This is a genomic window from Streptomyces sp. NPDC047085 (assembly GCF_040643735.1).
GTDB lineage: Bacteria > Actinomycetota > Actinomycetes > Streptomycetales > Streptomycetaceae > Streptomyces.
The window spans coordinates 461,773-479,607 of the sequence record NZ_JBEYUW010000003.1 but is presented as its reverse complement, the minus strand read 5'-3'; the positions used below and the strand labels follow the sequence as shown (position 1 = coordinate 479,607).

Sequence of the window (17,835 nt, the reverse complement as noted above, 5' to 3'; positions counted from 1 at the left end):
GGGCGCGGGTGAGGCAAGGCACCGGTGAGGCCGGCCTCCCGCACCTCGGGAAGCCGGCCTCGTCCTGTGGGGTGGTGGGTCAGGGGCAGCTGATCCGGACGTCACCCGAGTCGGTCGTGCAGGTGTCGAAGTTGGGGCCGCCGTTGGCGGTGTCGTTGCCGGAGACGTTGTCGACGGTGTTGAGGTTGTCGCTGCCGTAGTTGCCGATCAGGTTGTCGTTGCCGGGGCCACCGTTCAGGGTGTCGTTGCCGTAGCCGCCGTCGAGGCGGTCGTTGCCGTAGCCGCCGTACACCGTGTCGTTGCTGTAGCTGGCGTTGACGGTGTCGTCGCCGCCAAGGGCGCAGATCACGTCGTTGCCGTAGGTGCCGGTGATGGTGTCGTTGCCGCTGGTGCCGGTGATGGTGCAGCCGCGGGCGTTGTTCACCGTGGTGGTCGCCGTGGCGGTGTTGTTGCCGGGGACCGGGTCGGACTGCGTGGCGCTGACCGTGGCCCGGTCGGTGAGGGTGCCGGTGGCCCGGGGCTCGGCGGCGACCATCACCCGGACGCTGGAGTTGGGGGCGAGGGTGCCCAGGGAGCAGCTCGCGCCGGTGCCCGTGGTGGTGCAGGTCCCCGAGGTGGTGCTCGCCGAGACGACCGAGGCAGCGACGCCGCTGATCGTGTCGGACAGCGAGACGTTGGTGGCGGCGGTCGTGGTGCTGTTGTTGGTCACGGTGATGCTGTAGGTGGCCCGGTCACCGATGCTGACCGTGCCGGGACCGGACTTCGTCAACGACAGGTCCACGCCGGCCGGGGGCGGTGTGGCGGCGACCTGGTAGCGGACCAGGCCGCGGTCGTCGCCGGTGTTGCCGGAGGCGACGATCTTGCCGTCGGACTGCACCGCCACCGCGGTGGCCGTGTCGAAGAAGCCGTTGTCGACGTCGGTGGTCACCTTGCCGCCAGTGCCGAATCCGCTGTCGAGGCTGCCATCGACGTTGTAGCGGGCCACCGCGAAGTCGGACTGGCTGATGCCCGCGGCGACGATCTTGCCGTCGGACTGCAACGCCACATCGGAGCTCCCGTCCAGCGTGCCGGGCCCGAAGCTCGTGGTGACCTTGCCGTCGCCGTCGAACCCGCTGTCGAGCGTGCCGTCGGTGTTGTAGCGGGCCAGCGCGAAGTCGAAGTCACTGCTTCCGGCGACGACGATCTTGCCGTCGGTCTGCACCTTCACCCCGCCGGCGACGTCGGCCTCGCCGAAGGGGGTGATCACCCTGCCGCCGCTCCCGAATCCGTTGTCGAGGCTCCCGTCGGGGGTGTAGCGGGCGAGCGCGAAGTCGGAGGCGTTCGCCGGGTAGTTGTACCCGGCCCGGCCGGCGACGACGATCGCGCCGTCGGTCTGCAACGCCACGTCGTAGGCAGTCGCGCTGCCGCCCGCGAAGGCCGTGGTCACCTTGCCCCCGGTGCCGAATCCGGCGTCGAGGCTGCCGCCGGGGTTGTAACGGGCGATCGCCACATCGGCACCGCTTTCGCCGACGGCAACGATCGCGCCGTCGGACTGCACCGTCACTGCGTAGGCCTCCTGGGGGCCGCCGAGGCCGAAATCGGTGAGCGCGATGCCGTCGCCGTCGAAGCTGGCGTCGAGGGTGCCGTCGCCGTTGTAGCGGACCACCGTGAACGCATTGCCCCCGCTGCTCGCGGGATCCGCACTGCGGCCGACCACGACGATCTTGCCGTCCGGCTGCACGGCCACCCCGTCGGCGATGTCCTCGTCACCGCCGCTCACGTCGGTCAGGACCTCGCCACCGGTCCCGAATCCGCTGTCGAGACTGCCGTCGGGGTTGTAGCGGGCCACCGCGAAGTCGGCCGCGCCGCCCGCCGGAGGTTCGTTGAGACCGACGGTGACAATCTTGCCGTCGGACTGCACCGCCATGTCGCGGCTCTCGTCGTAGCCGCCGAAGTCGGTGACGACCTTGCCGTCGCCGTCGAAGGTGGGATCGAGATCGCCCGGTGCGGCAAGCGCGGCTCCGGGCAGGGCCAGAACGAGCGCCAGGACCGTGGCCGCCACGCCCCCGGCCCGGGCCGTGAGAGACACGGTGCGCCGTGCGCCGCTTCGGCGCCACCCTGATCGCGCAGAACGAGTGAGCGATCGAACATGCGGTGTGATCGATCGCACAGAAGGTGTGAACATGGGCGACAGCGTCCCGGCCTTCGCACACAGGTCCGTCCGCCACGAGCCGTGTTGCGCCCACCGGGTGCGGCAAACCACCCGCGCGGGTGAGGGGAAGGCAACGGCAAGGGCCCCGCACGCCGTTGTGCGGGGCCCCGGTCGGGGTTGTCACCACGGCCGGCCGTGACGATCGCTGGTCAGGGCATCCCAACCGGCCGTGGAGTCTTTCGGGGTGCGGGGCTCAGCCCAGGCGCTCCACCAGTGCGCGGTGCTGGTCCCACAGCTCCTTCGGGGTGTGGTCGCCGAAGGTGTTGAGGTGCTCGGGGACGAGGGCCGCCTCCTCGCGCCAGACCTCCGTGTCGACCTTGAGGAGGAAGTCCAGGTCGGAGTCGGCCAGTTCGAGGCCGTCGGTGTCCAGCGCGTCCCGGGTCGGCAGGATGCCGATCGGGGTCTCGACGCCCTCGGCCTTGCCCTCGAGACGCTCCACGATCCACTTCAGGACGCGGCTGTTCTCGCCGAAGCCCGGCCAGACGAACTTGCCCTCGTCGTTCTTGCGGAACCAGTTGACGTAGTAGATCTTCGGCAGCTTGGACTGGTCCTTGTCCTTGGCCACGTCGATCCAGTGGGCCATGTAGTCGCCCATGTTGTAGCCGCAGAAGGGCAGCATCGCGAAGGGGTCGCGGCGCAGCTCGCCGACCTTGCCCTCGGCGGCGGCGGTCTTCTCGGAGGCCACGTTGGCGCCGAGGAAGACGCCGTGGTTCCAGTCGAAGGACTCCGTCACCAGCGGCACCGCGGTGGCGCGGCGGCCGCCGAAGAGGATCGCCGAGATCGGCACGCCCTTCGGGTCCTCCCACTCCGGCGCGATGATCGGGCACTGGGAGGCGGGGACGGTGAAGCGGGCGTTGGGGTGGGCGGCCGGGGTCTCGGACGCCGGCGTCCAGTCGTTGCCCTTCCAGTCCGTCAGGTGGGCGGGCGACTCCTCGGTCATGCCCTCCCACCACACGTCGCCGTCGTCGGTGAGCGCGACGTTGGTGAAGACCGCGTTGCCCCACAGCGTCTTCATCGCGTTGGCGTTGGTGTGCTCACCGGTGCCGGGCGCGACGCCGAAGAAGCCGGCCTCGGGGTTGATCGCGTACAGGCGGCCGTCCTCGCCGAAGCGCATCCAGGCGATGTCGTCGCCGATGGTCTCCACGGTCCAGCCGGAGATCGTGGGCTCCAGCATGGCGAGGTTGGTCTTGCCGCAGGCGCTCGGGAAGGCGGCGGCGACGTACTTGGACGCGCCCTGCGGCGGGGTGAGCTTGAGGATCAGCATGTGCTCGGCGAGCCAGCCCTCGTCACGGGCCATGACGGAGGCGATGCGCAGGGCGTAGCACTTCTTGCCGAGCAGCGCGTTGCCGCCGTAGCCGGAGCCGTAGGACCAGATCTCACGGCTCTCGGGGAAGTGCGAGATGTACTTGGTCTGGTTGCAGGGCCACGGCACGTCCTCCTGGCCCTCCTCCAGCGGGGCGCCGACGGAGTGCACGGCCTTGACGAAGAAGCCGTCGGTGCCGAGCTCGTCCAGGACGGCCTGGCCCATGCGCGTCATGGTGCGCATCGACACGGCGACGTAGGCGGAGTCGGTGATCTCCACGCCGATCGCGGAGAGCTTCGAGCCGAGCGGGCCCATGCAGAACGGGACGACGTACATGGTGCGGCCGCGCATCGAGCCGCGGAAGACGCCCTTCTCCCCGGAGAAGACCTCGCGCATCTCGGCGGGGTCCATCCAGTGGTTGGTGGGGCCGGCGTCCTCCTCCTTCTCGGAGCAGATGAACGTCCGGTCCTCGACGCGGGCGACGTCGGTCGGGTCGGAGGCTGCGTAGTAGGAGTTGGGGCGCTTGATCGGGTCGAGCTTCTTGAAGGTGCCCTTGGAGACCAGCTCCTCGCAGAGCCGCTCGTACTCGGCCTCGGATCCGTCACACCAGACCACGTTGTCCGGCTGGGTCAGTTCGACGATCTCGTTGACCCACGAGATCAGTTCCTGGTGCTGGGTGGGGATGCCGGTGGGAGCCGCGATGTCGCGCGCCACGATTGCTCCTAATTGAGGGATTTTGTGTTCAGTCGCCCCGTGGGGGCCGCGACCCGGATGCTTCGTAGCCGCTCATCCGGTGCCGACCACTCTCATTTGATCATCTGATTCTAGTGCGCATCTGTCTAGAGGGCATCACAGGTGAGCGACGTGAGGAATCACACGGTTTCCCGGATTCTTTGCGTGCACATGGAGTTCAACGGAAGGACCTTTTGCGTTACGGCCGTTGACCAGGACGCGCTGATACGCGACTTACGGTGTCGTAGGTACCATGCGGGCCATGACTGCGCCCGTCCCCGACGCGCCCACGGACAGGCCGGCCGCCGGCCGGGGCCCCGTCGCGCTCTCCCTGCCGCACCCGATCAAGCCCCGGCTCCGCGGCTGGCTGCACCTTGGCATGTTCCCGGCGGTCCTCGTCGCGGGCCTGGTGCTCACCGCCCTCGCCGACTCCACCCGGGGCCGCGTGGCCTGTGGGATCTACGTCCTCACGGCCTGCCTGCTCTTCGGCGTCAGCGCGCTGTACCACCGGGGCAACTGGAGCCCCAGGATGGACGGCATCCTGCGCCGCCTCGATCACGCCAACATCTTCCTGATCATCGCGGGCACCTACACCCCGCTCACCATGCTGCTCCTGCCCGGCGCCAAGGGTCAGTGGCTGCTGTGGGGCATCTGGGCCGCGGCGGCCGCGGGCATCGTCTTCCGGGTCTTCTGGGTCGGCGCCCCGCGCTGGCTGTACACGCCCTGCTACATCGCGATGGGCTGGGCAGCGGTCTTCTTCCTGCCCGACTTCATGCGCAGCGGCGGCATCGCCGTCCTGGTCCTGGTGATCGTCGGCGGTCTGCTGTACAGCGCCGGGGGCGTGATCTACGGCATCAAACGCCCGAACCCCTCACCGCGCTGGTTCGGCTTCCACGAGGTCTTCCACTCCTTCACGCTGGCCGCCTTCGTCGTCCACTACGTCGGCATCTCCCTGGTGGCGTACCAGCACGCGTAACCCGCTCTCTCCCTGATGGCCACGGCTCACGAGCCGTGGCCATTTTTCGTGCGCCGGGGCGCCGTCGACCGCGTCCGGGACGCCGTCGACCGCATCCGGAAGTCACTACTGGTTGACACTCCCTAGATTTTGAGAGCTACTCTCATTTCATGGTTACTGTCACGTACCTCGACGAGCCGCGGCGTGATCCCCGCCGCTGGTGGGCCCTCGGCGCCCTGGTCGCGAGCATGCTCACGCTCGGCTTCGACATGACGATCCTCAACGTGGCGCTGCCGACCATGGCGGAGCAGCTGGGCGCCACCACCGGTCAGCAGCAGTGGATGGCGGACACGTACGTCGTCGTCTTCGCCTCGCTGATGCTCCCCGCGGGACTCCTCGGCGACCGGTTCGGGCGGCGCCGGATGCTGGTCGCCGGGCTCGGGATCTTCCTGGCCGGCTCCGTCCTGGGCGCGCTGGCCGGGGACGTGAACTGGGTGATCGCCGCCCGCGCGGTCATGGGTGTCGGCGCCGCGCTGGTCACCCCGCTGGCGACGTCGGTGCTGCCGTCGCTGTTCACGCCCGACGAGCAGGGCAAGGCCGTCGGCCTCGTCTCCACCGGCTCCGCGCTGGGCCTGCCGCTCGGCCCGATCATCGGCGGCTGGCTGCTGGACCACTTCTGGTGGGGCTCGATGTTCCTGATCAACGTCCCGATGGTCGCGATCGGCATCACCGCCTGCCTCTTCCTGCTCCCCGAGACCCGCGACCCCGCCTCCCCCAGGGTCGACGCCCTCTCCACCGCGTTCACCACCGCCGGGCTCGGCGCCCTCATCTACGGGATCATCGAGGCCCCCGACCGCGGCTGGGGCGACCCGCTGATCCTCGGCATGTTCGCCGGCGGCGCGGTCCTGCTCGCCGGGCTGGTGCTGCGCGAGCGCCGCATGGCCCGCCCCATGCTCGACATGACGCTCCTCGGCCGCCGCGACTTCCTGGTCAACGCCGTCACGGCCACCCTCGTGATGTTCGTCCTCTCCGGCCTGCTGTTCGTGCTGCCGCCCTACCTCCAGGCCGTCCTCGGCAACGACACCCTCGGCACCGGCGTCCGGCTGCTGCCGATGGTCCTCGGCCTGTCCGTCGCCGCGAAGTTCGCCCCGCAGGTCGCCACCCGCTTCGGAGCCCGAGCCGCGGTCACCGGGGGCCTGGTGGTCCTCGCCTTCGCCGGGCTGCTCGGCAGCCGTACGACGACCGACGCGGGCTACGGCTTCACCGCGCTGTGGCTCTCCATCGCCGGTCTCGGCTTCGGCTTCGTGCTGGTCCCGAGCATGACTGGCGCCCTCGCCGCCCTGCCCCGCGACCGCGCCGGCAGCGGCTCCGGACTGCTGCTGACGCTGCGCCAGGTCGGCTCCGCGATCGGCATCGCCCTGCTCGGCAGCCTGCTCGCGGGCGCCTTCCGCGACCGCCTGGACGTCACTGGTCTGCCGCCCGAAGCCGCCCGCACCGCCGGTGACTCCGTGGTCGCCGCGCACCTCGTCGCCGCGAAGGCGGGCCCCGAAGCAGCCCACCTCGCAGGCTCCGCGAACAGCGCGTACGTCCACGGCATGGGCCTGGTCCTGCTGGTGTGCGGGATCACCGCCCTCGTGGCCGCGCTGGCGGCCGCGGCGCTCCTGCCCGGGACAGCGACCGAGACCGGCGGAGACCAGATGCGCGACACCCCGGAGATGGCCGCCACCGGGAGGGATGCCTGAGAATGACCTCCATGACGGCCGCACGATCCTCCTTCTCCCCCGCCGACCGCCCCCAGCTCGGCCTGCGCGAACGCAAGAAGATCAAGACCCGCGAGGCGATCCGCACCGCGACGTACGCGCTGATCGGGGAGCAGGGTTACGACGCCACGACGATCGAGCAGATCGCCGAGCGGGCCGAGGTGTCGCCGTCGACCGTCTTCCGTTACTTCCCGACCAAGGAGGACATCGTCCTCACGGACGAGTACGACCCGCTGATGGCCGAGGAGTTGCGCGCCCGGCCCGCCGGGGAGCCGTGGATGGACTCGCTGCGGCACGTGATCCGCAGGGCCATCGAGGCGATGGCGGAGGACGACCCCGAGGTGCTGCGGATCCGGGCGCACCTCGGGGTCCAGGTCCCCGCCGTCCGCTCCCGGATGGTCGAGAGCATGTCGGAGACCGGGCGTCTGCTGCGCCTCGTCCTCGCCGAGCGCACCGGCCTGGACCCCGACGGCCTCCAGGTGCGCGTCTACGCGACGTCCCTCGTCGGCGGCATGATGCAGGTCTACCTGTACTGGGCGGAGCACGGCTTCGAGGACGACCTCCTCGACCTCGTGGAGCAAGGCCTGGACGTCCTGGAGCACGGCCTCCCCGCCGAAAACCCCTGAGCCCCTCCCCGCCGGCCGTGACATCCTGACCGGGTGAACGGTCCCGAGATCCACGTCGAGTTCGACCCCGGCCTGGCCCTGTTCGTCACGAGCGAGCGGCGCCGGGGCGCCACCCCCCTCGCCACCGACGGCGTCTCCACCCTGGGCCATGTCGTCGAGTCGGCCGGCGTCCCGCTGACCGAGGTCGGATCCCTGTGGGTGAACGGCCGCGAGGTGCCCACGTCGTACGTCCCCGTGGCAGGCGACGCGGTGCGGGTCCGGGCCGTCGAGCGCCCCCAGCGGGTCCCCGGCGCTCCCCTCCGCTTCCTCCTCGACGTCCACCTCGGCACCCTCGCCCGCCGCCTGCGCCTGCTCGGTGTGGACACGGCGTACGAGGCGACCGACATCGGCGACCCGGCGCTCGCCGCCCGCTCGGCCGCCGAGCAGCGGGTCATGCTCAGCCGCGACCGGGGCCTGCTGCGCCGCCGCGAACTGTGGGCCGGCGCCTACGTCTACAGCACCCGCCCCGACGACCAGCTCCACGACGTCCTCGACCGCTTCGCCCCCGACCTGCACCCGTGGACCCGCTGCACCGCCTGCAACGGCCTGCTGAAGGAGGCCACCAAGGACGAGGTGGCCGACCAGCTCAAACACGGCACGCAGCGCACGTACGACGTCTTCGCCCAGTGCACGGAGTGCGGCCGCGCCTACTGGAAGGGCGCGCACCACGACCAGCTGGAAGCGATCGTGGAGCGCGCCCTGGCGGAGCACGGTCAGCGAGCCGGCTAGCGCCTGCTCACATCCGCCTTGTCACAGGCGGTTCCGTTCCGGTTCCGGTCCAACCCGAGGGGGTCGTCCCCGCCGTTGACCTTCAGCCGGCCGTAGTGGTTCTGCTTGAGCCAGGTGCACCGGGCGGCGGCCGTCTTCTTCACCTGCGGCGGGAACACGGTCGGCACGCACACGTTGACCGAGCCGTAGTGCCGGTCGCAGCCGGAGATCGTCGGGCTGACCTTCTGCGAGGCCCGCTTCTTGCCGGGCTCGGCGACCGTGCCCTGCAGGGAGTCGGCGAAGGAGTGGACGTGGGCGGACGGCGCGGACGCGCTCAGCGCGGTCGGGCCCGTCAGGTGCACCCACTTGGCCACCGACGGCACCCCGTTGGCGTCCACCGCGAAGAGCATGTACCAGCCGGGCGGGGCCAGGTTGGGGTTGCTCGTCACGTTCAGGTCGACGTTGTTGCCGCTGACGGACAGCGGCAGGTCGACGAACCGCTGGTTCGGGTCGGAGGAGTGGGTGACCGCGGCCGGACGGATCAGCTCGGCCTTGGCGATGGGCCGATCGACGGTGATCCGCTGGGTGTCGCCGTACTTCCACTCCTGGTTGATCAGCGAGGTGATCGTCGGGCGGGTGCCCTTGAAGAGGTAGGACGGGGAGTAGATCGACACGTTCTGGTTCCAGGTGCCGTTGCCCGGGTTGTCACCGGTGGCCATCACGCGGCCGTCGGGCAGCAGGAACGCCGAGGAGTGGTAGCCGCGGGACTCGGGGTCGGCGGCGACGGACTCGAAGGTGTTCCGGGCCGGGTCGTAGATCGACGACTCGTACACCGGGTTGGCCCGGTTGTGCAGGGCGCCGCCCGTCTCCAGCACCTTGCCGTCGGGCAGCAGCACCGCGGAGACGTACATCTTGCCCTGGTTGCCGGTCTCGGCGACCTTGCCGTTGCCCAGGTCGACCGTGCCCTGCGGGAGCGGGGGACCCGCGACGTACGCCGGGTTCGGCTGCTTGAGGTCGATGACGTCGGTGAGCCGGTTGGCGTCGGGGTTGGAGTCGATGTTGCCGCCGCCGATGGTCAGCACCCGCTGGTCCTGCGCCGGGGGCAGCAGCACGCTCGCCGACTGGTCCCGCTCGTCCTTGTTCTGGAGCCCCGGGATCTGCGTGGTCGTGTTGGCGTCGTAGTCGTAGATCGCCGAGCCCGTGCCGGGGATGTTGTTGCCGAAGACATGGCTGCCGGAGTAGAAGAGGCGGCCGTCCTGCATCAGGATCATCGACGGGTACAGACCCCAGTACGACCAGGTCTGGTTGACCTGCGACAGCGGCAGCCACTGCTGGTTCTTGTCCGACCAGCGCTCGGCGGTCACCGAACCGCTGGAGTCCTCGCGCAGACCGCCGAAGGATATGACGTCACCGTTGCCCAGCTCGGTCGCCGAGGGGTACCAGTGGCCGTCGTTGAGGTCGTTGGTCTTGCTGTAGGTCTCGGTCTTCGGGTCGAAGATGTACGAGTCCTTGAACCCCTCGTAGCCGTGCACGCCCGCGACCGGGTACGCCTTGTTGCCGCTCATGACGAGCACGCGGCCGTCCTGGAGCTGGACGTGCCCCGCGCAGAACATGTCCTTCGGCGTGGGGATGACCTTGTAGCTGCCGTCGGCCGGGTTGTAGACCGCCGACGTGAACGTGCCCGCGTTGAAGGCCTCCTCGCTGTTGCCGGAGCCGGCGATCAGCAGCACCTTGCCGTTGTTGAGGACGACGGAGTGCATGGAGCGGACCGGGTTCTGCGTCGGCTGCACCGTCCAGCTGCCGTTGTCGCAGATCTGCCGCGTGGCCGTGCAGTTGGGCGGCGGGAGCGTGTCCGGCACCTGGTCCATGGTGTAGTCGTCGGTGGTCGCCGAGCCGGTGCCGTACACCGACACACCCCAGGTGATGCGGTCCGTGCCGTCCGGGACGCCGGGCGTGCGGACCGTGGCCTTGGTCCACGCCGACGCCATGTCCAGGGTCTTGAGGTCGGTCCAGTACTGCCAGCCGGCGGTGGTGTCGTGCCGGAACAGGGTGATGCTCGCGTCCGGCGTCGTGGTCTTGTACCAGAGCCCCAGGTCGTACTGCTTGCCGGGCGTCACCGTCGGCGCGCACGTGGTGGACTCGGTGATCAGCGCCTTGCGGTCGCCGTCGACCCGCCGGGTCAGCGAGACCTTCATGGCCTTGGTGCCGGTGTGGGCGTCCGACACCGTCGAGAAAGTGAAGTCGTTGTTGCCCCAGCCGGACTTCTCCCAGCAGTACGGCATGCCGTCCGTACCGGCGGTCTCGAAGCCCGGGTTCTTGACGAGGTTGGCGGCCTCGGCGCTCTGTGGCGAGGTGAGAAGCAGACCGGCGGCCAGGGCCCCCACCCCGGCCAGCGCGGTCCGTCTGCGGCGCATTTTCACACGGCTCTCCTAGCGGTTGTACGACAGCGCTTCATTGGGCGGACTCCGGGGCGCTCCAGTCGCCGTCGAGAGCCCGATCGTGCTCAGCCCTTTGGGCCTGCGCGCGTTCGACCTCTCGACGCCGACGCGCCCCTGCGCCCGCCCTGTTCCCGCCCTTGCGGCGCGGGAGATACACCAGTGCCTCGGTCCCGGCGAAGCGCAGGACGAACGTCGTCACCAGCGCGAGCGCGGTCGCGGTCAGCGCGCCCATCCCGAGCCGGTCGACGAACAGGGCGATCAGCGGGATCCGCAGCACCAGGTCGGCGTTGGCGAGCAGCGCGAACCGGCCCAGACGGTCCCACCAGCGGCGGTGCGCGCGCCGGTCACGGAACAACAGCTGCTCGATGAGCACGAAGTTCCATGCGACGCCGAACTGGTTGGCGAGGATCTCGGCCGGTACGTAGTGCAGACCCAGCGCGGTCAGCGCCCACAACCCGACCAGGTTCGGCACGAAACCGCTCGCCCCGATCAGCCCGAAGCCGATCATACGTGCGACCGGTGAGGCGGTGCGCAGCCCCACCAGATGACGCAGGAAGCGAAAGCCCTCCCGCGCGGTCGACTTGGACTCGCCCGCGAACCGGTCCTGGAAGACGAACGGCACCTCGGCGACCTGCCGGGGACGGCTGCGCACGGCCAGCTCCAGCAGGATCTTGTAGCCGAGCGGCTTGAGCACGTCCGCCGTCACCGCGCTGCGCCGGATCGCGAAGAAGCCGCTCATCGGGTCGCTGATGCCGCGCAGCCGGCGCGGGAAGAGCGCCTTGGTCAGCCAGGTCGCGCCGCGCGAGACGGCCACCCGGTAGCCGCCGGCCAGCCCGGCCCGGCTGCCGCCCTCGATGTACCGGGAGGCGACGACGAGCCCGGCGTTCGCCCGTTCGCCGGTGGCGACCAACTCCGGAACCAGGGACGGCGGATGCTGGCAGTCGCCGTCCATGACGACGATCCACTCCGAGTTCGCCGTCCGCAGCCCCTCCACCACCGCCCCGCCGAGCCCGCCCACGGGCTCCTCGCGGTGCAGCACGGCCACCGGGAACGGGCAGTCCTGGGCGGCCTCGCGGATCACCTCGGGGGTGTCGTCGGTGGAGTCGTCCACGAAGACGACCTCGCAGGGCAGCCGCGCGGGCACCGACTCGGTGATCCGGTGCAGCAGCTGCCGGATGTTCGCGGACTCGTTGAAGGTCGGTACGACGATGGTGACGGCGCCCGGCTCCGCGACCTCCGCGGCGTCCAGGCCCTCGGCGGGAACCGTGTACTCGTGGCTGCTCATCGGACGCCTCCCGCTGCTGCCGTGCCGATCTGCCGGATCTCGATGCGGTCCTCTCCGGTGCCGAAGGTCGCGACCGGCTCGGAGTGCTGGATGGCGGCCCGCACGTTGGGCAGGTCCTTGGCGTCCCGCCGGACCGTCGGCGAGGCCACGACGTAGTCGAGGTCCCGCCAGCCGTGCGGCATGGTCTTGATGACGGCCGGGTCGAGGTCCGCCTTGTAGAACCAGATGACGCCGAGCCCGGGCCGGTACCCGGCGTGCACGAGGTCCAGCCAGAGCGCGTCGTCGACGAGGACCCGGGTGTGCCCGGGGTCCGCGACCTTGCGCTCAAGCCACTGGGACGCCTGCCGGTAGGGCTTGTTGGCGTCGGCCGTGACGGCGGTGCGGTCACCGTCGTACCAGTGTGGGACGACGTAGGCGCCGGCGGCGAGGGCCAGGACGGCGGCGAGCGCGTACCGGCCGCCGGTGACGTACCGCTTCTCGCCCTCCGAGCGCCACCGGCGCAGCACCGCGTGGGTGACGGAGGCGGCACCGCCGGCCAGCACCAGGGCGAGGAAGGGCAGGGCGCCGATGATGTACATGGCGGGCAGATAGCCGGCCGGGCGCATGGCCACGGCGGCCAGGATCGCCACGGTCAGGGCGGGTCCGGCGAGCGCGCGGGCGGTGACGGACCAGCGCCAGGTGACGAGCAGCAGCAGGGCTCCGGCGAGGCCGCCCAGGGGCAGGACACGGTCGTAGTACAGCCACGAGTGCAGCACGCCGTGGGAGCCGGAGGAGGCGTCCAGGATGAAGCCGGAACCGGGCCTGGACATCTGGTACTTGATGCCGTCCCAGAGCGAGACGTGCCCGCTGCCCGGGAACAGCTCGCCCTTGAGCAGGGCGAACAGCGGGTAGGAGAAGCCGATCAGCGCGCAGGCGGTGACGGCTCCGGTGAGGGCGAACTTGCGGGTGTCGCGGTGGCTGTGCCGCCACATGGTGACGAACAGGGCGGGCAGGACGACGAGCATCGTCTCCTTGGTGAGCACGCCCGCGGCCGCGGCGAGACCGGCGCCGAAGTGGTGCCAGAGGTGCCGACTGGGCGAGGCGGCCAGGCAGAACGCCAGCAGCAGCCACATCACGGCGATGTTGTCGAGGAAGATCTCCCGCTGGAGGACGACCGCGAGCGGGGAGAGCCCGAACATCACCATGCCGAGCCCGGCGGCCCAGCGGGGCAGGGACAGCCGGCGCCCGAGGACGTAGACGAGGACCGCGCTGACCGCGCTGATCACCAGCATGACGACGCGCATGGAGCCGACGGTCATCGAGCCGGGGCTGATCGCCGAGGGTATCCAGCTGAGCAGGGCGATCTGGACCCAGCCGAGCGGCGGGTGGTCGTACCAGTAGGTGTAGTGCGCCAGGCCCTTGCCCTGCTGCACGGCCCAGGCCTGCGCGAGGTAGGTGCCCTCGTCGTCGCTGAGGGTCGGGTAGTCGGCGATGTTCCAGCCCTGGACCACGAGGATCGCCACGAGCAGGACACCGCACAGGAGCAGGTCGGAACGGGAGGAGCGGAGCCGCTCCGGAGGTGCCGGCCGCCCCGCCCGGGGCGTGTCATGGGCAGGCTTGCGCTGCGCGGGGACCGTCGGGGTGGTCACCGCGGGAAGAGTGGAGGTCACGCGGGAACGTCCTCTCGGATCGGCTCGGCCGCGGTGAGGTGCGCGCCGACGTGCGTGGTCAGCTCCCAGTCGTTGCGGCCGCGTTGCTCACGCCACACGGCGCGGATCGCGGCCCCGGCGAGGAGGACCTGGTAGAAGGGGCCGCCCACGATGAGCTTGACGTAGTGGACGAGGCGCACCCGGAGCCCGTACTGCTTGCCGAAGTCGTGCAGCCCGACCACCTCGAAGACGAAGGTGACGGCGGCCGTGACCAGCGGCAGGAAGGTGACGAAGGCGATGCCGACGGGCACGTCCAGGAAGAGCGCTACGCCCACGTTGACCGGGATGATCACGCCGGAGAAGGCCTGAAAGAACGGCGTCATCAGCGTGTACCGGGCGAGCAACCGCTGCCGCAGGGCGGGCAGTTGCTTCCAGTCCTTCTTCCGGTACACCTGCAGGAAGCCCTGGTTCCAGCGGGTGCGCTGCTTGAGCAGCGACATCAGCGAGCCCGGGGTCTCCTCGCGGGTGACCATGTCGGAGTCGTAGGCGACGACGACCTTCTTGCCGACGCTGGACAGCCGGACACCCAGGTCGCAGTCCTCGGCCAGGCAGTTCGGGTCCCAGCCGTCGGCCTCCCGCAGCACGTCCGTGCGGACGAAGACGGTGTTCCCGCCGAGCGGGATGAACCCCTTCTGCGCGTGCAGGTGCAGCCGGGAACGGAACCAGAAGAAGTACTCCAGGCAGTTGCGCAGGCTGTACCAGCTGGAGTGGAAGTTGATGAGCTGCACGCCGCCCTGGACCACGTCCGCCCGGGTCGTCCGGAACGCGTGGTCGACGTGGGCGAGCAGCTCCGGGTGGACCTGGTCCTCGGCGTCGAAGACCCCGACGACGTCACCGCGGCAGTGCGGCAGCGCCGTGTTCATGGCCTTCGGCTTGTTCTTCTTCTCGTGGGTGTCGACGACGACACGGACCCGCGGGTCGCGCGCGGCGGCCCGCTCGGCCACCGCCGTGGTCTCGGGGTCGTCGTGCCCCACGATCACGATGATCTCGAAGTCGGTGTGCGTGGACTCGAGCAGCCGCTGGATGGTGTGGTCGAGCACGGCCTGCTCGTGCCGGGCCGGCAGGAGCAGCGAGAACGACAGGTGCTCGCCCCCGTCCGGTCTGCTGAACCGGGTGGAGGCGAGCACCTCGGGCGTGCGCCACGCGTGCATCTGCCACCACAGGGTGAAGGCCGCCATCCAGAACAAGGCAAGCGAAATGGCAGCGATGAAGACAGACGTCAGCAAAAAGATCCCCCCAGATCCCCAATGCCCCCGGAAAACCCCCTGGCGCGACAGCGAGTAATCGCCATCGCGCCACTGTGCAGAGACTAAGGGGGATCTGTGAAGTGCGGGAGGTGTTCCGATAAATAACGTGTTTCGTATCGGTGGTGCGGGAAGCGGTATCTATCCGAACACCTGCTCACATTCGGACAGTTCACCGTCTCCGCTCCCCCGCCTCCCGGTGCTCCTTCGCGCCGCTCAGCGGGTCCGCAGCGCCGCGCGCAGCAGTTCCGGATCCGTCGTCGGGACGTCACAGGTGAAGTTACGGCAGACGTACGCGGCCGGTTCACCGTCCACGAGCGGACGGTCGGCGAGCAGGGGGAACTCGTCACTGTCCGGAGTCCCGGCGGCGACGACGGCGCCCGGCGCGGTGCCGAGCAGGGCCGTGCGGTGCAGGGCGGCCGTCCGTTCGTCGGTGAGGGACGGTCCCACGACCGCGACCTCCCGGGGCCCGTCGAGCAGCCCCTCGGCGACGGCCAGCCCCCAGCCGATGAACCGGGGCACGCGCGGCCCGAGCGCCCGCACGACGCCCAACGCCCGCTCTGCGGCGGTCCGGTGGGCCTCGGAGCCGGTGTGCGCGGCATAGCCCAGCAGGGCGCCGGCCGCGGCGGTCCAGCCCGAGGGGGTGGCGTTGTCGGTGGGGTCCTGCGGTCGGCGGATGAGCCGCTCGGCGTCGGACGCGGTGTCGAACAGGGCGCCGTTCTCCGGATCGGTGAAGCGCGCGAGCACGTGGTCCAGGAGCAGCCCGGCGAAGTCCAGCCACACCCCCTCGCCCGTCACGGACGCCAGCGCCAGGAAGCCCTCGGCGACGTCGGCGTAGTCCTCCAGCACCCCGGCGTTGGCACCGGCCCGGCCGTCCTTGCTGGTGCGGGCGAGACGGGCGTGCTCGTCCAAATGCACGCGTACGAGCAGGTCGGCGGCGGCCAGGGCGGCCTCGACGAGATCGGGCCTGCCGAAATAGGCGCCGGTCTCGGCGAGCGCGGCGATCGCGAGCCCGTTCCAGGCGGCGACCACCTTGTCGTCCCGGCCCGGCGCGGGCCGCTGCGCCCGCTTCTCCAGCAACCGCTCTCTGACGGACGCGATGCGCTTCGCATCGAACACGCCCTCGCTCTGCGGAAGTTGCAGTACGGACTGCCCGTGCTCGAACGTACCCTCGTCGGTCACGCCGAAGTACTGCACCGCGAGGTCCCCGTCCTCCTCCCCGAGGACGGCGCGCAGCTGCTCGGGGGTCCACACGTAGTACGCCCCCTCGACGTGCCGCCCGCTGCCGTCGTCGCTGTCGGCGTCCAGCGCGGAGGCGAACCCGCCCTCGTCCGTGCGCAGTTCGCGCACCAGGAAGTCGGCGGTCTCCAGCGCGACCCGGCGGGCGAGGTCCGACCCGGTGGCGCGCCAGAGGTGGGCGTAGACGCGGCACAGAAGGGCGTTGTCGTAGAGCATCTTCTCGAAATGGGGCACGACCCAGTCCCGGTCGACGGAGTACCGCGCGAACCCGCCCCCGAGCTGGTCGTAGATCCCGCCCCGCGCCATCCGCTCGCACGTGTCCTGAGCCATCTGCAGCGCGCCCTCGGCGCCGGTGCGGGCGTGGTGCCGCAGCAGGAACTCCAGCACCATGGACGGCGGGAACTTCGGCGCCCCGCCGAATCCGCCGCGCTGCGGGTCGTACTCGCGGGTGAGTCCGAGCAGGGCCTGCGCGAGCTCCTGCTCCCCGGGGGCCTGGCCGGTCTGATAGCCGATCTCCCGCTGGGCGAGATCCCGCACGATCTTCCCGGCGACCTCCCCGACCTCCTCCCGCCGCTCCTCCCACGCCTGCCGCACCCCTTCCAGCACCTGCCGGAACGAGGGCATCCCGTGCCGGGGCGCGGGCGGGAAGTACGTCCCGAAGTAGAAGGGCTCGGCGTCCGGCGTCAGGAACACCGTCATGGGCCAGCCGCCCTGCCCGGTGGCCGCCTGAACGGCCTCCATGTAGACGGCGTCGACGTCGGGGCGTTCCTCGCGGTCGACCTTGATGCTGACGAAGTGGTCGTTGAGGTAGTCGGCGGTGGCCTGGTCCTCGAAGGACTCGTGAGCCATGACGTGGCACCAGTGGCAGCTCGCGTACCCGACGCTCAGCAGCACGGGTTTACCGGTCGTGCGGGCCTCGTCGAAGGCGGCGGCCGACCAGGGCCACCACTCGACGGGGTTGTCGGCGTGCTGGAGCAGATACGGGGACGTCTCATGGGCCAGTCGGTTCACCGTTCCACTCTCCCACGGGCTCCGGTACCGCGTAGAAACGCATCCACACCGGGCGTGCCCCCTCCGGGGCGTCCTCGCGAGGGTGGCCGTGGCGTGCGAGGAGGGCTCGGTAGTCGCGCATGAAGGCGAGGAGCTCGTCCTTGGTCATCCAGGTGCCGTGGCGCTGGACCTGGGCCCAGCCCTCGGGGCCGCGGTACTCCTGGTGGGCGCGGCGGAAGAGGGCGGTGTCGACCTCGATCTTGAGGTGGGCGAGCTGTGCCGCGGCCGCGTACTCCTCGGGGGTCATGGTGGCCGGGTCGGGTGTGGTGTGGCTGAAGGGCAGGGCCCGCCACCAGCGCTCGCGGCCGCCGGACTTCTCGGGGATCTCCTCGATGAGCCGCTGCTCGGCGAGTTTGCGCAGGTGGTAGCTGGTGGTGCCGGAGCTTTCGCCGAGTTCGCGGGCGAGGACGGTGGAGTTCGCCTCGCCGTGCCGGCCGAGGTAGTCGAGGATCCGGCGGCGCAGGGGGTTGCCGAGCGACTTGTAGAGAGCGGTGCGCTCCAGGCTGGTCATCTCGGGCATGCCGTCGGTCATGCGGTCACGGTAACCCTGAGAACCCTGAGTCGTCCCTGATGTCCG

12 protein-coding genes are annotated in these 17,835 nt (G+C 70.4%); 4 read left to right on the top strand and 8 right to left on the bottom strand.

The genetic code is table 11. The annotated features are described in order from the left end of the window. Nucleotides 1-79: 79 nt before the first annotated feature. Entirely contained in the window at nt 80-2,068 is a 1,989-nt protein-coding gene (locus ABZ865_RS13175; RefSeq protein WP_361228412.1) for a calcium-binding protein, read from the bottom strand. A 316-nt stretch (nt 2,069-2,384) separates the two neighbouring features. Next, nucleotides 2,385-4,208: a phosphoenolpyruvate carboxykinase (GTP) gene (locus ABZ865_RS13170; RefSeq protein WP_361228409.1), complete on the bottom strand. Its 1,824-nt coding sequence runs from the start codon at nt 4,206-4,208 to the stop codon at nt 2,385-2,387. A 280-nt stretch (nt 4,209-4,488) separates the two neighbouring features. On the opposite strand from ABZ865_RS13170, the gene ABZ865_RS13165 reads away from it, so the two are divergent. The 4 genes from ABZ865_RS13165 (at nt 4,489) to ABZ865_RS13150 (ending at nt 8,335) form a co-directional block, all read left to right on the top strand. Further along, nucleotides 4,489-5,202: a hemolysin III family protein gene (locus ABZ865_RS13165; RefSeq protein WP_361228406.1), complete on the top strand. Its 714-nt coding sequence runs from the start codon at nt 4,489-4,491 to the stop codon at nt 5,200-5,202. Between the two features lie 149 nt (nt 5,203-5,351). Continuing rightward, on the top strand, nt 5,352-6,923 hold the full coding sequence (locus ABZ865_RS13160) for a DHA2 family efflux MFS transporter permease subunit (RefSeq protein ID WP_361228404.1): 1,572 nt from the start codon (nt 5,352-5,354) through the stop codon (nt 6,921-6,923). A gap of 2 nt (nt 6,924-6,925) precedes the next feature. After that, entirely contained in the window at nt 6,926-7,567 is a 642-nt protein-coding gene (locus ABZ865_RS13155; RefSeq protein WP_361228401.1) for a TetR family transcriptional regulator, read from the top strand. Nucleotides 7,568-7,600: 33 nt separating this feature from the next. Beyond that, nucleotides 7,601-8,335: a Mut7-C RNAse domain-containing protein gene (locus tag ABZ865_RS13150; RefSeq protein WP_361228398.1), complete on the top strand. Its 735-nt coding sequence runs from the start codon at nt 7,601-7,603 to the stop codon at nt 8,333-8,335. Here ABZ865_RS13150 and ABZ865_RS13145 read toward each other — a convergent pair. The 6 genes from ABZ865_RS13145 to ABZ865_RS13120 form a co-directional block, all read right to left on the bottom strand. Next, nucleotides 8,332-10,728, bottom strand: coding sequence for a galactose oxidase-like domain-containing protein (locus ABZ865_RS13145; protein WP_361228395.1), 2,397 nt, complete (start codon nt 10,726-10,728; stop codon nt 8,332-8,334). The genes ABZ865_RS13150 and ABZ865_RS13145 overlap by 4 nt on opposite strands. Nucleotides 10,729-10,765: 37 nt before the next feature. Further along, nucleotides 10,766-12,037: a glycosyltransferase family 2 protein gene (locus tag ABZ865_RS13140; RefSeq protein ID WP_361228392.1), complete on the bottom strand. Its 1,272-nt coding sequence runs from the start codon at nt 12,035-12,037 to the stop codon at nt 10,766-10,768. Beyond that, nucleotides 12,034-13,686, bottom strand: coding sequence for a glycosyltransferase family 39 protein (locus tag ABZ865_RS13135; RefSeq protein WP_361228389.1), 1,653 nt, complete (start codon nt 13,684-13,686; stop codon nt 12,034-12,036). The genes ABZ865_RS13140 and ABZ865_RS13135 overlap by 4 nt, the downstream gene beginning before the upstream one ends. Continuing rightward, nucleotides 13,683-14,951 (bottom strand): glycosyltransferase, encoded by a 1,269-nt coding sequence (locus ABZ865_RS13130; protein ID WP_361228387.1) that lies wholly within the window; start codon nt 14,949-14,951, stop codon nt 13,683-13,685. Before ABZ865_RS13130 ends, ABZ865_RS13135 begins: the two co-directional genes overlap by 4 nt. A gap of 234 nt (nt 14,952-15,185) precedes the next feature. Continuing rightward, a complete protein-coding gene (locus ABZ865_RS13125) occupies nt 15,186-17,219 on the bottom strand; it encodes a thioredoxin domain-containing protein (protein WP_361228384.1) in 2,034 nt (677 codons plus the stop codon). Beyond that, nucleotides 17,200-17,790 (bottom strand): helix-turn-helix domain-containing protein, encoded by a 591-nt coding sequence (locus ABZ865_RS13120; protein ID WP_361228381.1) that lies wholly within the window; start codon nt 17,788-17,790, stop codon nt 17,200-17,202. Before ABZ865_RS13120 ends, ABZ865_RS13125 begins: the two co-directional genes overlap by 20 nt. Between the last annotated feature and the right edge of the window lie 45 nt (nt 17,791-17,835).

Excerpts from the sequence above, each read along its gene's own strand:
- ABZ865_RS13165 (WP_361228406.1), top strand. The coding sequence starts at position 4,489 with ATGACTGCGCCCGTCCCCGACGCGCCCACGGACAGGCCGGCCGCCGGC.
- ABZ865_RS13160 (WP_361228404.1), top strand. The coding sequence starts at position 5,352 with ATGGTTACTGTCACGTACCTCGACGAGCCGCGGCGTGATCCCCGCCGC.
- ABZ865_RS13155 (WP_361228401.1), top strand. The coding sequence starts at position 6,926 with ATGACCTCCATGACGGCCGCACGATCCTCCTTCTCCCCCGCCGACCGC.
- ABZ865_RS13145 (WP_361228395.1), bottom strand. The coding sequence starts at position 10,728 with ATGCGCCGCAGACGGACCGCGCTGGCCGGGGTGGGGGCCCTGGCCGCC.
- ABZ865_RS13140 (WP_361228392.1), bottom strand. The coding sequence starts at position 12,037 with ATGAGCAGCCACGAGTACACGGTTCCCGCCGAGGGCCTGGACGCCGCG.
- ABZ865_RS13120 (WP_361228381.1), bottom strand. The coding sequence starts at position 17,790 with ATGACCGACGGCATGCCCGAGATGACCAGCCTGGAGCGCACCGCTCTC.